The organism is Staphylococcus sp. HMSC077D08 (assembly GCF_001837945.1).
Classification (GTDB): Bacteria; Bacillota; Bacilli; order Staphylococcales; family Staphylococcaceae; genus Staphylococcus; species Staphylococcus epidermidis.
Window position 1 is genome coordinate 421239 of record NZ_KV834762.1, and the last position, 15157, is coordinate 436395.

General features: G+C 33.0%; 13 protein-coding genes. 1 reads left to right on the forward strand and 12 read right to left on the reverse strand.

Annotated elements, in window-relative coordinates:
* The 11 genes from ftsY to HMPREF2663_RS06530 form a co-directional block, all read right to left on the reverse strand.
* Positions 1-1227 (reverse strand): signal recognition particle-docking protein FtsY, encoded by a 1227-nt coding sequence (gene ftsY / locus HMPREF2663_RS06480; RefSeq protein WP_002475100.1) that lies wholly within the window; start codon positions 1225-1227, stop codon positions 1-3.
* Positions 1224-4793: a chromosome segregation protein SMC gene (smc, locus tag HMPREF2663_RS06485; RefSeq protein WP_070846059.1), complete on the reverse strand. Its 3570-nt coding sequence runs from the start codon at positions 4791-4793 to the stop codon at positions 1224-1226. Before smc ends, ftsY begins: the two co-directional genes overlap by 4 nt.
* Positions 4794-4919: 126 nt before the next feature.
* Positions 4920-5657, reverse strand: a complete 738-nt coding sequence (gene rnc, locus HMPREF2663_RS06490; protein WP_002446271.1) for a ribonuclease III — start codon at positions 5655-5657, stop codon at positions 4920-4922.
* Positions 5658-5771: 114 nt separating this feature from the next.
* The gene (locus HMPREF2663_RS06495; protein ID WP_001830184.1) at positions 5772-6005 is read right to left on the reverse strand and encodes an acyl carrier protein; all 234 of its coding nucleotides are present in this window, start codon (positions 6003-6005) and stop codon (positions 5772-5774) included.
* 225 nt (positions 6006-6230) lie between these two features.
* Positions 6231-6965, reverse strand: coding sequence for a 3-oxoacyl-[acyl-carrier-protein] reductase (gene fabG, locus HMPREF2663_RS06500; RefSeq protein ID WP_001830161.1), 735 nt, complete (start codon positions 6963-6965; stop codon positions 6231-6233).
* Complete coding sequence (gene fabD / locus HMPREF2663_RS06505; protein WP_002457381.1) at positions 6958-7887, reverse strand: ACP S-malonyltransferase; 930 nt, start codon at positions 7885-7887, stop codon at positions 6958-6960. Before fabD ends, fabG begins: the two co-directional genes overlap by 8 nt.
* 1 nt (position 7888) lies before the next feature.
* Complete coding sequence (gene plsX / locus HMPREF2663_RS06510; RefSeq protein ID WP_070846061.1) at positions 7889-8866, reverse strand: phosphate acyltransferase PlsX; 978 nt, start codon at positions 8864-8866, stop codon at positions 7889-7891.
* Position 8867: 1 nt separating this feature from the next.
* On the reverse strand, positions 8868-9428 hold the full coding sequence (gene fapR / locus HMPREF2663_RS06515; protein WP_002491364.1) for a transcription factor FapR: 561 nt from the start codon (positions 9426-9428) through the stop codon (positions 8868-8870).
* A 160-nt stretch (positions 9429-9588) separates the two neighbouring features.
* Positions 9589-11637 (reverse strand): ATP-dependent DNA helicase RecG, encoded by a 2049-nt coding sequence (recG, locus tag HMPREF2663_RS06520; protein WP_070846063.1) that lies wholly within the window; start codon positions 11635-11637, stop codon positions 9589-9591.
* 203 nt (positions 11638-11840) lie between these two features.
* Entirely contained in the window at positions 11841-13499 is a 1659-nt protein-coding gene (fakA, locus tag HMPREF2663_RS06525) for a fatty acid kinase catalytic subunit FakA (protein ID WP_070846065.1), read from the reverse strand.
* Positions 13500-13513: 14 nt separating this feature from the next.
* Complete coding sequence (locus HMPREF2663_RS06530) at positions 13514-13888, reverse strand: Asp23/Gls24 family envelope stress response protein (RefSeq protein WP_001830156.1); 375 nt, start codon at positions 13886-13888, stop codon at positions 13514-13516.
* A 357-nt stretch (positions 13889-14245) separates the two neighbouring features.
* Between HMPREF2663_RS06530 and rpmB the strand changes: the two genes are divergently transcribed.
* On the forward strand, positions 14246-14434 hold the full coding sequence (gene rpmB / locus HMPREF2663_RS06535; protein WP_001830107.1) for a 50S ribosomal protein L28: 189 nt from the start codon (positions 14246-14248) through the stop codon (positions 14432-14434).
* Between the two features lie 83 nt (positions 14435-14517).
* Here rpmB and HMPREF2663_RS06540 read toward each other — a convergent pair whose 3' ends face one another.
* Positions 14518-15153: a thiamine diphosphokinase gene (locus tag HMPREF2663_RS06540; protein WP_002446263.1), complete on the reverse strand. Its 636-nt coding sequence runs from the start codon at positions 15151-15153 to the stop codon at positions 14518-14520.
* Between the last annotated feature and the right edge of the window lie 4 nt (positions 15154-15157).

Sequence of the window (15157 nt, forward strand, 5' to 3'; positions counted from 1 at the left end):
TTAGTTACCTTCTTCAGATTCAACGGATGAATTTCTAGAGATTTCTTCAGGAATATCTTCATTTTGTTCTATCATATCAGCAAATAATCCATATACATAGCTTTCAGGATTAAACGGTTGTAAGTCATCCATTTTTTCACCTAAACCAACATATTTAACTGGAATGTGTAACTCACTTCGAATTGCTAATACAATACCCCCTTTAGCAGTACCGTCTAATTTAGTTAAAACTATACCTGAGACATTTGTAACTTCCTTAAATGAACGTGCTTGTGAAAGTGCATTTTGACCAGTTGTTGCATCTAAGCATAATAAAGCTTCATGGGGGGCATCAGGTATTGCTCGATTAATCACACGTTTCATTTTATCTAACTCTTGCATTAAATTAGATTTATTTTGCAAGCGTCCTGCAGTGTCACAAATTAAAATATCTACGTCTTTATTTTTTGCTGCATTAATCGCATCATATACTACTGCTGCAGGGTCAGAACCTTCGTTTTGACTCACAACTTCAACGCCAACACGTTCTCCCCAGACGTTTAATTGTTGAATTGCTCCAGCTCTAAAAGTATCACCAGCAGCTAACATTACTTTTTTACCTTCTTGTTGATAACGATAAGCTAATTTACCAATTGTTGTTGTTTTGCCGACACCATTCACACCAACCATCAGTATGACATTTAAACGTCCATCTTCAATATTCATTGCTTCAGAATGATCGTCCTCTTGATGATAGATTTCTACAATCTTCTCAACTATAACCTCTCTTAAGTCTTCTGTTTCTTGTATATTACGTCTTTGTGCTTCTGTACGTAGCTCATCAGTTAATTTCATAACAGTATTAAAACCAACGTCCGCAGTAATAAGCATTTCTTCCAGAGCTTCGAAGAAATCTTCGTCAACTTTTCTATATCGAGCAATTAAATTATTTAACTGTTCTTGGAAGTTTTGACGTGATTTTTCCAAACCGGCCTTGAATTTTGCTCCAATTTTTTGAGCTTCTATTTCTTCAAAATCTTCAATCGATATCAAGCCATCTTCGTCAAAATCAGCTTCACTTAATTTTTTAGGTTTCTTTTTGGGTTTAACTTGTTCATCAGAATCATTCGGATCCATTGAATCTGAATCACTGTTAACATTTGAATCTACAGATTCATCCAGGTCTTTTTGAATATCATCTTCATTTTTACTAGAAAATTTATCTTTCAGACGTTTAAAAAAACTCATGCTTGTTCCTCCTTCATAACCTCATCTATTGTATTTAGGTTGACGCTAACTAACTTAGAAACACCAGACTCTTGCATTGTTACACCATATAAACGATCAGAAAACTCCATCGTTCCCTTCCGGTGTGTAATTACAATGAATTGTGTTTCCGTAGATAATTCATTTAAATATTGAGCATATCGTATCACATTAGCTTCATCTAATGCCGCTTCTACTTCATCTAGTATAACAAAAGGTGCTGATCGAACTTTGAGAATGGCGAACAATAGCGCTATAGCACTTAAAGCACGTTCACCACCGCTTAATAATGAAAGATGTTGTAATTTCTTTCCTGGCGGTTGCACGATGATATCAACGCCAGCAGACAAATAGTCATCTTCAGTTAAACGAAGTTCTGCTTGTCCACCACCAAATAATTGCTTAAACACTGTCGTAAAATGATCTTGAACTGCATGAAATGTTGTTTTAAAACGTCCTTCTACTTCTTTATCCATTTCATGAATGATTTGTTCTAAGGTTTCTTTTGCTTCTCTTAAATCTGTTCGTTGCTCATTTAAAAATGTGTATCGCTCATTCAACTCTTCAAATTGTTCTATTGCATTTAAATTTACAGGACCTAATTCATCGATCGACATCTTCGTTAATTTTACTTTTTTACGCAAATTGTCAATAGTTTCATCAGAATCATATTCCATTCTTGCACGTTCTACTGTGAGTTGATATGTGTCATTTAAATGATCTATTGCATGATTGATTAATACATCTAGCTTTGATTGTTTTGCTTTAATATCTTGATAATGATTTTCTATAGAAAGTATATCTTGATGACATTTTTGAAGCTGACCTTCATTCATTTCGATTTTCTCATTAAAATCTTTACGTTGCTGTTTAATCTCACTAAGTTGTTGATTTAAATTTTGTCTTACATTTTCTTGTTGCTGAATTTGCTCTTTCAACTTTTCAAAAGCATCTTCACCCATCATTTCATCTGAATTAAACAATTTGATTTTTTCATTTACTTCAAGTTTTTGACGTTCTGAATCGCTAAGTTGTTTATCTAAACGTTCGTGTACTTGCTTTTGCGATTTAATTCTCTCTTTAACAACAGCTAAATCAGATTGTTTTTGATGTAGTTGCTGTTGTGTTTGATGTGTCGAAGCTTTTCCCTCTTTTGATAATTGTGTATATCTTTCAATATCATTTTCTAGTTGCTTCAATTGTTGTTGTATCTCAGTTAAATGATTTTGCTTTTCTTTTAAAGTTTCTTTACTTTTATCACTTTGATATCCATCATTTTTTTCAAATTCGAACTCTTCATGTTCATTTTTAAGATGTGCTTCTTGTGTTTTTAGTCTATCTAGTTCTAATTCGTGATGATGTACTTGTTCTTTTAAATTGTTGTACTGCTGACTTGCACTAAAATATTGTTCACTTAATTGTTCAGCTTGTGTTTTTTGTTCTTTAAACTGACGTTCAAATTCTGCTGTTTGTCGTTGATAATCTTCAAGTTGATTTCGCATTGTTGATAATTCATCTTTTTGTGACAATATACTTTTTGTTTTACGTGCTCCTCCTCCTGTCATGGAACCACCAGGATTTACAACATCACCTTCTAAAGTTACTATTCTTGTCCGATATCGAATGGCACGTGCAAGTTCATTTGCATGTTTTAAATTTTCTACAATGATGGTATTACCTAATAAATTTTCAATGATGTTTTGATATTTAGCAGATACATTTATAGCATCAGATGCAATATTAATAAATCCTTGTGAACTACGAGCTACATCTTTAATCTCAGCAGCTACATGTCTTGGTTGAATCACGTTTAATGGTAAAAAAGTAGCACGACCTAGACCTCTTTGCTTCAAGTACTGGATTGCTTGACGACCGTCTTTTTCATTATCAACAATAACGTGCTGTAACGATGCACCTAAGGCTGTTTCAATTGCTTGCGTCATTTCTGAAGGAACGTTAATTACTTCTGCAACCGCACCATGAATCCCTCTTAGTTCTTTATCTTTTGCTTTCAAAATGTGCTTTACACCATTAAAGAAGTACGTGTAATCTTCCTCTTGAGTAGCTAAACTATCAATTCTTGATTTTAACTTTTCATTATAACGATAGGCTTGATATAGTTTATTTTCATATTCAGAAAGAAGTCTTTTAGAATCTGTCAACTGTCGTTCTAATTGTTGAATATTTTGTTCTACTTTTTGCATAGATTTCTTAGAACTTTGATATGCCTTGTTTGTTTGAGTAATATTTTGTTGAATGTCTTTAAGTTGATTGAAAGCCTCTACTAAACGCGAATCTAATCGTGATTTTTTTGCTTCATTTTCATTGATTGTATGTTCTAAAAATCTTATATCATTATTAACATCTGATTGTTCTGACATCAATGTATAATAACTATTTTTAATTTCTTCCAGTTTTTCGTCGTGTTGTTCATCAGATATATAAAAAAGTGACTCTAATTCTTGAACTTCCTTGTTTAATTGCTTTTGCTTATTTTTCAAATCGGCTAATAATTTTTCATTTTGAGCTTTTTCATTTTTAATAGAATCAATTTGTGATTCTAAATTATCTAATTCTTCCTCATATCTTGCATTTGTTTCTGATTGGTTTTTCTTTCGTTCTTCTAATACATTTAGCTTACCTGATAATTGCTCATAATTCTCAGTTGCTTTAACTAATTCATAATTTAACTTTTCAATGTCATAATCGTTTTGTTGGCGTTTACCTTTATATCGTTGTAGTAACTGATTGATTTGAGCTTGTTGACCTTCTTTCTCAGCCTGTTGACTCTTTAGGTGATTTAAACGCTCATCTAATCGTTGATTATCTTCGGTATAATGATCAATGTCAGATACTGTAACGATGACATCACTTTGCTCCATTTCTTTAGATAATTGCTTATATTCTTTAGCAATGGCCGCCTCTTCTTTTAACGGTTCCACTCGTCCCTCTAAATCATATAAGATATCTTCGACCCGATTAAGATTATCTTCAGTATGGTCAAGTTTTTGAATCGATTCAGCTTTACGCTTTTTATATTTAAGTACTCCAGCAGATTCTTCAATAATTTGTCGACGATTGATTGGTTTTGCATTCAATATTTCATCTACTCGTCCTTGAGAAATAATACTAAATGCTTCCTTTCCAAGTCCTGAATCGAGAAATAAATCTATAATATCCTTTAACCGTGCACGATCATTATTTAAATAATATTCACTCTCACCACTTCGATAGAGACGGCGTGTGACAACTAATTCCTCAGAATCAATTTGTAATTTTTGTGAATGATTATCTAATTTAAGTTTTACTTCAGCAAAATTTTGAGCTTTTCTATGTTCAGCACCTGAAAAAATGATATCTTCCATTTTAGCACCACGTAGTGATTTGGCAGATTGTTCACCTAGTACCCATTTAATTGCATCAGTAATATTACTTTTACCACTTCCATTAGGACCAACAATAGCTGTCACACCTTTATCAAATTGAACATTGGTATGGTCGGCAAAAGATTTAAATCCTATGGCATCAATTGATTTTAAATAAACCATTGTATTCTCCTTATCACAGTCGTGTTGAGTTGATAAGCTTGGGGCTATATTAACAATTATTCAAAATTATCAATATAGATTGAAGCTTTATATGATGATCAATCATAGATTATCATATTTTTATAATTATAATGATTTTTTATTTTTCATTAGTTTATACGCTTGTTCTGCTGCCTTTTGTTCGGATTCCTTCTTTGTCTTTCCTTTACCCTCTGCAACTGCTTTATTTTCTAAAATCACTTCCGATGTAAATAGTCTATGATGTGCGGGACCCTCTTCTTTAATTAATTGGTATGTCACATCTCCTTTATTTTGGCTATGCACATATTCTTGAAATTGTGTTTTAAAGTCTACGACACCAACGAGCTCGTCATCTTCTACATACGGAAAGATAACTTTTTCAGCAAATGTCCATACTGTGTCTAAACCTTGATCTAAATATAGTGCACCTACAAAAGCTTCAAAAGCATCTGAAATAAGGGAAGGTCTTGTTCTGCCTCCTGTCTTCTCTTCACCTTTACCTAATAAAATCAGTTCGTTTAATTTAATTTTATTCGCAAATATCACAAGTGAAGGTTCACAAACAATTGTTGCGCGCATCTTTGTCAAATTACCTTCTGGTAAATGAGGATGTCTGTCAAAAAGATAGCGTGAAACCGTCAATTCTAATACCGCATCACCTAAAAATTCTAAACGTTCGTTATGTTCTAAACGATTCATATTAAAGTCATTAATAAAACTTGAATGAGAGAAAGCTTGTTGATATAAATCAATATTTTTAAAATGTAATCCTAACGACTTCATTTTATCAGTAAATTTTTGTTGAAAATCATGTACCATTTCTTTCTTTTTCTGGTTAGCCACAACCTAACCTCCTAACTATAAAGTTTAAAAGCTTAATTTAATTTTACGTGAAAACAGACTAAAACTAAAGAAAAAATCTGAGCCGACGAGAAGACGACTCAGATATTAATCATTTTATTTTTCAAGGCTATTGATGTATTTAACAGCATCACCAACAGTGTTGATTTTTTCTGCTTCTTCATCAGGAATTTCAGTACCAAATTCGTCTTCTAATTCCATTACTAATTCAGCGATATCAAGTGAGTCAGCGCCTAAATCATCTTTGAATGATGCGTCTTCAGTTACCTTGTCAGCATCTACGCCTAAACGATCAACGATGATGTCTTTTACTTTATCGAAGTTTTCCACGTCGCTTCACCTCCTTTTAAAGAGTCTTTTGATAGACTATTTTATTTTCCCATTTTACTTTCTAAAATACAAGTAGAATTTTAGAAACACTTAATACATGTGTATTTAGTGTTTCTTATACATGAGCCTCAGCTCATGTGTTCCTCTTTTCACTTAATACATAAGTATTTAGTGTTTCTTATGCATGAGCCTCAGCTCATGTGTTCGTTTGCTTCTTTTCTAACATTACATATACATTCCGCCGTTAACATGAATTGTTTGGCCTGTAATATATTTAGCTTTATCAGAAGCTAGGAAGGCAACAGTATTAGCTATATCTGTATCTTCTCCAAAACGTTTTAAAGGAATTTGCTCTAACATTTGATCCTTCAAATCATCACTTAAAGCATTTGTCATATCTGAAACGATGAAGCCAGGTGCTACAGCGTTCACTGTAATACCTCGTGATGCTAGTTCTCGTGCTGCTGTTTTAGTTAATCCAATAACACCTGCTTTTGTTGCAACATAGTTTGCTTGTCCAGGATTACCCATTGCACCAACAATACTAGTTAAATTAATGATTGCCCCACTACGTTGACGTAACATTTGTGGCGTTACTTTTTGAATACAGTTAAACACGCCTTTTAAGTTCGTATCAATCACGTCATCCCACTCTTGTTCTTTCATGCGCATAAGTAAGTTGTCTTTAGTTATTCCTGCATTGTTAACTAATACGTCTACAGAACCAAATTGACTTACCACTTCTTTAATCATTTCTTTAACTTCATCGCCTTTTGCAACATTGGCTTGTATTGCAAAACTTTCTACACCTTTAGCTTTAATTTCTTCAACAACTGCTTCTGCTTTATCTTTACTTCCAGCATAATTGACAGCTACATTATATCCTTCTTCCGCTAATTGCAATGCAATGCTTCTACCTATACCACGAGAAGCACCTGTAACTAAAGCACTTTTATTCATGATTATTATTCCATCCTTTCACATCTTCAAGTGTTTGAATTGAAGTGATTTTTACATCTCGATTAATTTTTTTGATGAGCCCAGATAATACTTTTCCAGGTCCAATTTCAATAAAGTGATCGACACCTTGATTAATCAACCACTCCGTTGATTGAATAAATTGAACAGGTGAATATAATTGTTTAACCATATTGCGTTTAATTACTTCGGCATCGGTTTCTCCCTTTGCATTAACATTCTGAACAATTGGATAATTAGCATTATGCCACTCAAATTGATTAATGAAATTAGCAAAATCCTCTTCAATAACTTTCATCATTGAAGAGTGAAACGGACCGGAAACAGCTAACGGAAGAACGCGTTTAGCTCCAAGTTCTTTGCCCTTTTCTACTAATTCATCAATTAAAGGTTTATGTCCAGACACCACGATTTGACCTGGTGAGTTAATATTAGCAGGTTCAATTAACTGTTCATTTGTAGATAACGTTTGACATATCTTATCAACATCATCATAGTCCAAACCTAATACTGCTGCCATACCTCCAACTCCGTTAGGAAACGCTTGAGCCATAAGTTGGCCACGTTTACGTACAATTCTAACTGCATCTTCAAAAGCTAATACACCACTAGCAACTAAACTTGAATATTCTCCTAAGCTATGTCCCATAGTATAATCTACTTTTAAATGATTTAAAGATTCTAGTAACGCAATACTATGTGTTAATAGTGCAGGTTGTGTATTTTCTGTTTCTCCTAATTTCCCATCATTATCATTAAACATCGTTTCTAACAAATCAAAGTCTACTGTCTCTTGAGCTAAATTTAATACTCGAGTCGAGCGTTCTTCTTCGTTATATAAATCACTAGCCATCCCTACTTTTTGTGCACCTTGACCAGGGAATACAACTGCTATTTTACCCATTTTACTCACCTACTGTATCTTTCATAATTTGAACGATATTCTCTTCACCAGCAATTTTTGCTTGTCTAATTGCAGAATAAAATGCTTTAGCGTTTGAACTACCGTGAGCTTTTACAACCGTACCATCTAGACCTAATAATACTGATCCACCGTATTCTGAGTAGTCCATTTTCTTAGCAAATGTGTCTAAATCTTTTTTCAATACTGCACCAGCTAATTTATTTTTGAAGCTACTCATTATTGTTTCTTTCAACATTTTACCTATAGACTTTGCAGTGCCTTCAAGATTTTTAAGGACCATGTTACCTGTATAACCATCTGTTACTACGACATCAACATTTCCATCCATAAGTGTTTTTGCTTCAATATTACCTGTAAAGTTAAATGATTGATTTTTCTCAAATAAATCATATGCTTTTTTAGTTAAAGAATTTCCTTTAGCTGCTTCAGTGCCAATATTAAGAAGTGACACTGAAGGATTTTGAATACCGCGAATTTTTTGAGCGTAAATATTTCCTAATTGCGCATATTGTATTAAATGTTCTGCTTTAGCGTCAGCATTGGCACCAACATCTAAGAACACAAACCCTTTGCCATCAGTAGTGGGCAATGTTACAACTAACGCAGGTCTTGCTACGCCTTTAATACGTCCAACAATAAATAACCCAGCTGACATTAAAGCACCTGTATTTCCCGCTGATACACAACCATCAGCTTCACCTGATTTTACCGCCTCAGCCATCTTAACCATGGAGCTATCTTTTTTACGTTTAATTGCACGTACTGGTTCATCTTCCATTTCAATCTTTTCGGTACAATGTCGAAACTCTATACGCTCATGACTTAAATTGTATTGTGATTCGTCACCAAAAAGAATAATTTCCAAATCTTTAAAGTCTTCGACAGCTTTTTTAACTGCATCTAATACAATACCAGGCGCATCATCTCCACCCATCATATCTACTGCAATTTTAACCATTTCATTCATCCTCACTTGTATAGTACATTTTGAATTTCCCTTTAAAAACTAACATATCTGAAACATAAGAATTCACTTCAATAATATAATGTTTATCTGTTATATCTATGACACGGGCATCTGCTCGAACTGTGTCATTTAATTTTACTTTTTCTTTAAATTCAACTTGACTTTCATGTGTCAATACTATTGGTTTATGTATAAGAGCTACACATAATGAGTTAGCTTGTGCAAATAAGACATGCCCTCTAGCAATCTCACTTTTTGCAAAAACAGAATCAATTGTAATTTCAATTAGAGATTGCGCGCTAACATCAGGATTCACTTGAATCAAATCACCTATAATTTCATTGGCTTCTATTGATTTGATTCGTCCATAATTCTGTTCAGCGACTAATTTAATTCTTTTACGTAACTCAGGAATATTTAAATGTGTGCGATCTAAACGTATGGTTTGAATACTTACATCAAACTGCTCACACAATTCATAATCAGTGATGAAGGGGTTTAATTCGATAGCCTCTTTAATGGCTACTCGTCTATCGTTTTTCTTTAATTTCACACGCTCACCCCTCATTTTAGTACCAAGTCTTAAATATTCCTTAAATATCATAACACTTTCTTTATCTATTACTCAACAATAAACTGTATCAATCTATATTCAGCTGATCGTATCTTTTTATAAAATCAAAATATATCTTTGAATAGTATAATATTTTTTTCTAATCAAAACGAATGTGGCGTAAGTTTTGTTTAATAAACTCTCTTAAATGACTATATTGTTGTTCGAAAAATTGGCCAGATTGTATAAGTTCTGCTGCTTCATCTCTAGCAACTTCAAGCATACGATAATCTTCTACTACATTTGCTACAAGAAAGTCTGGAAGACCGCTTTGTTTTACTCCAAAGAAATCTCCTGGACCTCTCATTTCTAAATCTCTTTCACTTAATTCGAATCCATCAGTAGTTTGAGTCATAATGGTCATACGTTCAATACCTGTTTCAGTCTTGGGAGATGCAATTAATACACAATAACTTTGATGTTCACTACGACCAACACGCCCACGTAATTGATGTAATGTAGATAAACCAAATCGATCTGCATCATAAATCATCATAAACGTTGCATTAGGTACATTTACACCCACCTCAACTACAGTAGTAGAAACTAAAATATCTATTTCATGTTCACTGAATTTTTGCATGACTTGATCTTTATCTTCAGCAGTCATTTTCCCATGTAATAATCCAACTTTTTCATTACCGTAATCACTTTGTAAGGATTCATAAAGTTCCACAACATTTTGTACATCTTCTAAATGCTCAGAGCTTTCAATTAATGGACAGATCACATAGGCTTGTCTACCCTTTTTTAATTCATTCGACATTTGTGCAAGTACTTGATCATATTGCTCATGTTTTGTCCAACTTGTTTTTATAGGTTTTCTGCCTTTTGGTAATTGTTTAATTGAAGATACATCCATTTCACCGAAAACAGAAATAGCGAGTGTTCTAGGGATTGGTGTCGCTGTCATAAACAACACATTGGTCATCGCACCTTTTTCTCTTAGAATTTGTCGTTGGTTAACACCAAATCGGTGCTGTTCATCTGTAATGACTAATCCAACATTATTGAAGACAACATCATCTTGTATCAAGGCGTGTGTACCAATCAAACAATCGATAGTTCCATTTTCTAATTGTTCTAGAAGAAGTCGTCTTTTTTTCCCTTTAACAGAACCAGTTAATAAAGCTACGTTCATTGTATTACCAAATAGTTGCATCAAACTTTCAGCGTGCTGTTCAGCTAAAATCTCCGTTGGAACCATTAATGCAGATTGATATCCTGCAGTTTTTAAGGCGTACATACAAATTGCTGCTACCACAGTTTTGCCGGATCCAACATCACCTTGTAACAACCGATGCATACGAATAGGCGCCTTTAAATCACGAAATATTTCATTGACACTAACTTTTTGAGCATCAGTTAACTCAAATGGCAAACTATCAATAAATTGTTTTACTTTATTTATATCGTAATTAATTTCAATAGCCTCATCTGATGTCTTTTCTAAGCGATTTAACCATTGCATACGTAGCTCAAACATAAATAGCTCTGTAAATGCATAAGTTCGTCTAGCTCTTAGCAAGTTTTGTTTATCAATAGGATGATGTAATGTTTGAATTGTATATGCTAAAGTTTCTAATTTATACTTTTCTCTGAGGTCATCAGTCAACCATTCATGAATTGTAACATCACTAAGTGCCTGTCTAATGTTATCTCGTAACTGCTTTTGTTTTATTCCTTCTTTAACTCGATATACTGGTTCTAAATGGGCATCCTCTTGATTTTTTTGATCATTAAAAAAAATACGATTACCATTAATCTCTTGTTTATTACGATTCCATTTCCCTTTTATAGTGACAATACTATTTAGTTCAAGTTTCTTTTTTAAATATGGTTGATTAAAAAATACGCATTTAACAGCGATATGATTTATCATAAGATGGACAGTTAATTTCGATTTATTACGACCAAAAAAAGCAACAGTTGGACTTGAATAAACCTCACCTTGCACTGTTACAGTTGCTTGATCGTCTGCTTGATTTAAATCAATAACAGTATTATCTTCATAACGTGTCGGTAAGTATAATACTAAATCTTCAACTGATTTAATATTTAATTCTTCTAACAACGCTAAACGTTTTGGACCTATACCTTTAATTTTATCTAATGCATACGGGCTCTCAATAAGATGAACTTTTGACATGATGAATCACCTATTATTTTTCATTATCTTTAATCTCAACATCTATTTTACCATGTTCAATTGATTAATTTGCGTTTCACGGGTTAATTATATCAACACTTCACTATTAAAATTCTCATTATATATAAAAATAACGATTAGTGATTTAAAATCACTAACCGTTATTTCGACTATTTATTATCAAAAGGTAAATAGTATTTTATTTATTCTACTGCGAAGAAATACTGATAAATAGGCTGTCCACCTTCGTGTTGTTCTACTTCTACATCAGGGTACTCCGATTCAATCCAATCAATGATTTGGTTTGTAATTGAATTATCGGCATCTTCGCCTGAAATCATTGTTAAAATTTCGCTATCTTCATTAAGAAGTTTGCTGAGTAGACCTTTAACTGCATGAAATTGATTAACGTCACTTGTCACAATTTTATCTTCAGCTAGACCCATGAATTCATCTTTCTTGATTTCAATACCGTCTATTTTAGTATCTCTAACTGCAAAAGTAATTGAACCAGATTGAACAGTTTCCAATGCATCATTCATGTGGCTTTTATTATCTTCTAAACTAGATTCTTGATCATATTGGAATAAGGCTGATATTCCCTGTGGAATCGATTTAGTAGGAATCACTACAGTTTCAGCTTCTACTATACTAGCCGCTTGTTCACTGGCCATCATAATATTTTTATTGTTTGGTAAGATAATTGCACGTTTACATTTTGATTGTTCAATAACCTTAACTATATCTTCAGTAGAAGGGTTCATTGTTTGCCCACCACTAATAATGTGCGTTGCTCCCATAGATTTAAATAATTCAGCAATACCATCGCCTACAGAAATTGTAACAATGGCTGTTTCAACTGTTTTGGATTCATTAGTTGCTTTATTTTGAATTCCATCTTGTTCCTTACGAATAACTTCACGATGTTGTTCACGCATGTTTTCTACTTTAAGTTTAATTAACTCACCATATTTTTGACCATAATTAAATACATCACCCGGATGTTCTGTATGTACGTGCACTTTAACAATTTCATCATCATTAATTACTAATAACGAATCACCGAATTCACTCATATCATTACGAAATTCTTGCTCGTCAAATGCTTTTTTATTTTTACCAAATCGAACCATCATTTCCGTACAATAACCGTAAACAATGTCCTCTGTATTAATAACCCCATGAAAATCATGATCGTCATTAACAAATGATTCAGTATCAAGTTTAGGTGCTTGTGCTTCTACTTTTTCGCCTTTGAGACCCTTTAAGAAGCCTTCATAAACGCATAATAAACCTTTACCACCACTATCAACAACGCCTACTTCTTTAAGTACTGCTAATAAATTAGGCGTATTATCTAAAGACTCGCTTGCAGCTTCAATCACGTGTACCATTAAATCAACGCAATCTTCAGCTTGATCCACGTAATCCATTGCGGCTTTTGCTGCATCTTTGGCTACTGTTAAAATCGTCCCCTCTACCGGTTTCATAACTGCCTTATAAGCTGTTTCAACTCCAGCTTGAAAACTCTCAGCAAACTGTTGCACGCTTATTTCTTTTTCTCCTTCAATATTCTTACAAAAACCTCTGAATAATTGAGAAAGAATAACACCTGAATTACCACGAGCTCCCATAAGTAATCCTTTTGAAAATGTTTTACCTAACTCTCCAATATTTTGAGATAAATTATTTTCGACTTCCTCACGACCAGAAGTAATAGTTAAATTCATATTTGTCCCTGTATCTCCATCTGGAACAGGATAGACGTTTAATGAATCCACTAAGTCTGCATTATTTGATAAATTTTGTGCCCCTTGTATAATCATATCGGCAAATAATTTACCATTTATTTTGCTAATCATTTCACGTTGTCCTCCTAAACCTTTTTCACTGTCTCATTTACACGTACACCTTGTACGAAAATATTTATTGAATTTACTTTCACATTTAGTGTTTTTTCTAAAGTATATTTAACAGTTGATTGAAGATTGCTTGCTACTTCAGAAATTTTCACACCATAGCTCACGATGATATACATATCTACATCAATAATTCCGTTGTCTTCTCTAACTTTAATGCCTTTAGCATAGTTATCGTGTCCAAGGATTTCAGCGATACCATCTCTAACTTGTTGTCTTGATGCCATACCAACAATTCCATAACTTTCAACGGCTTTACCACCAACTACTGATGCAATTACATCATTTGAAATATCAATTTTACCGTAGTCATTTGAAATTTCTAATGTCATATCTGTTCCTCCTGAAAATTTCAGAATTTTATTTTTAAAGCGTTGTGCCTAGGTTATTTTATTAATTCCTTAAATACTTTAAAAATCAAATCATTGTTGATGCTTTAAATTAATAAAATTTGTATTTTTAAAAATTAGGTTTACTTTGTTTGTAAATTTATCTAATTAATTTAACTGTTTCTTTACAGTATCATACTATATAACTCCACATCACACAATTATAGCATAATAAATTGCATTTTATTGTAATTTTTATAATTTATAAAAGTCTTTATTGCCGACAATCTCATTATGTGTTATCTTATTAAAGTATATAAGTAGTAGTGTGTATTTATATTTATTAAAGGAGGTACTTTCATGGGTAAACAATGTTTCGTAACAGGTCGTAAAGCTTCGACTGGTAATCATCGTTCACACGCTTTAAATGCGAATAAACGCAGATGGAACGCTAACCTTCAAAAAGTTAGAATCCTTGTAGACGGCAAACCTAAGAAAGTTTGGGTTTCTGCACGTGCTTTAAAATCTGGTAAAGTTACTAGAGTTTAATAAATATAATGCACATAATAAAAATATCCTTATGTGGAGGATAAATTTTAAGACCTTAAAGGTGAGCCCTTTAAGGTCTTTTTTTAGTCACGACTACGTATTTTTAAAATTGATCCTTGTTCAACTCGAATGATTGCTTCATTATCCATTACCTCATTTGAAATTGTGAGTGTAGAGCCTAAATTTAAGTGTTCTTGATTTAAATTATATTTGAACCCCTGTAAAGTTAATATAGCTTTATCGTTGAGAGGGATAAACGATATATATGGATAATTACTATCTCTGTTGATTACATACTTACCTTCACCTAATAATTGAATATGATTTTGTTGATCAATGACTTTTATTTTTATAGACTGATGTAAGTATTGAGGTTTTTGTAAAATTTGAAGCACACCCATAAAGTGATCTAACCGACCGCCTGTTGCACCATAAATTGTAATTTCTGTGTATCCTCTTTCAACTGCTTGAGCTACTCCTAAAGCTAAATCAGTATCATCTTTTTCAGCTTCAACCGGTTCGATATGAAGATTTTGCATCAACATCAAACGTTCTTCGTCATTCACTGAGTCAAAATCACCTACAGAAAATATAGGTTGAATACCTTGTTTTACGAGTATAAGCGCACCTCTATCAATACCTGCCCAATTAGAATCTTTTTCTTTTTCGAAAATATGATTAGGTAACAAACGCTGAGAACATAATAAATTAATCTTCACATTA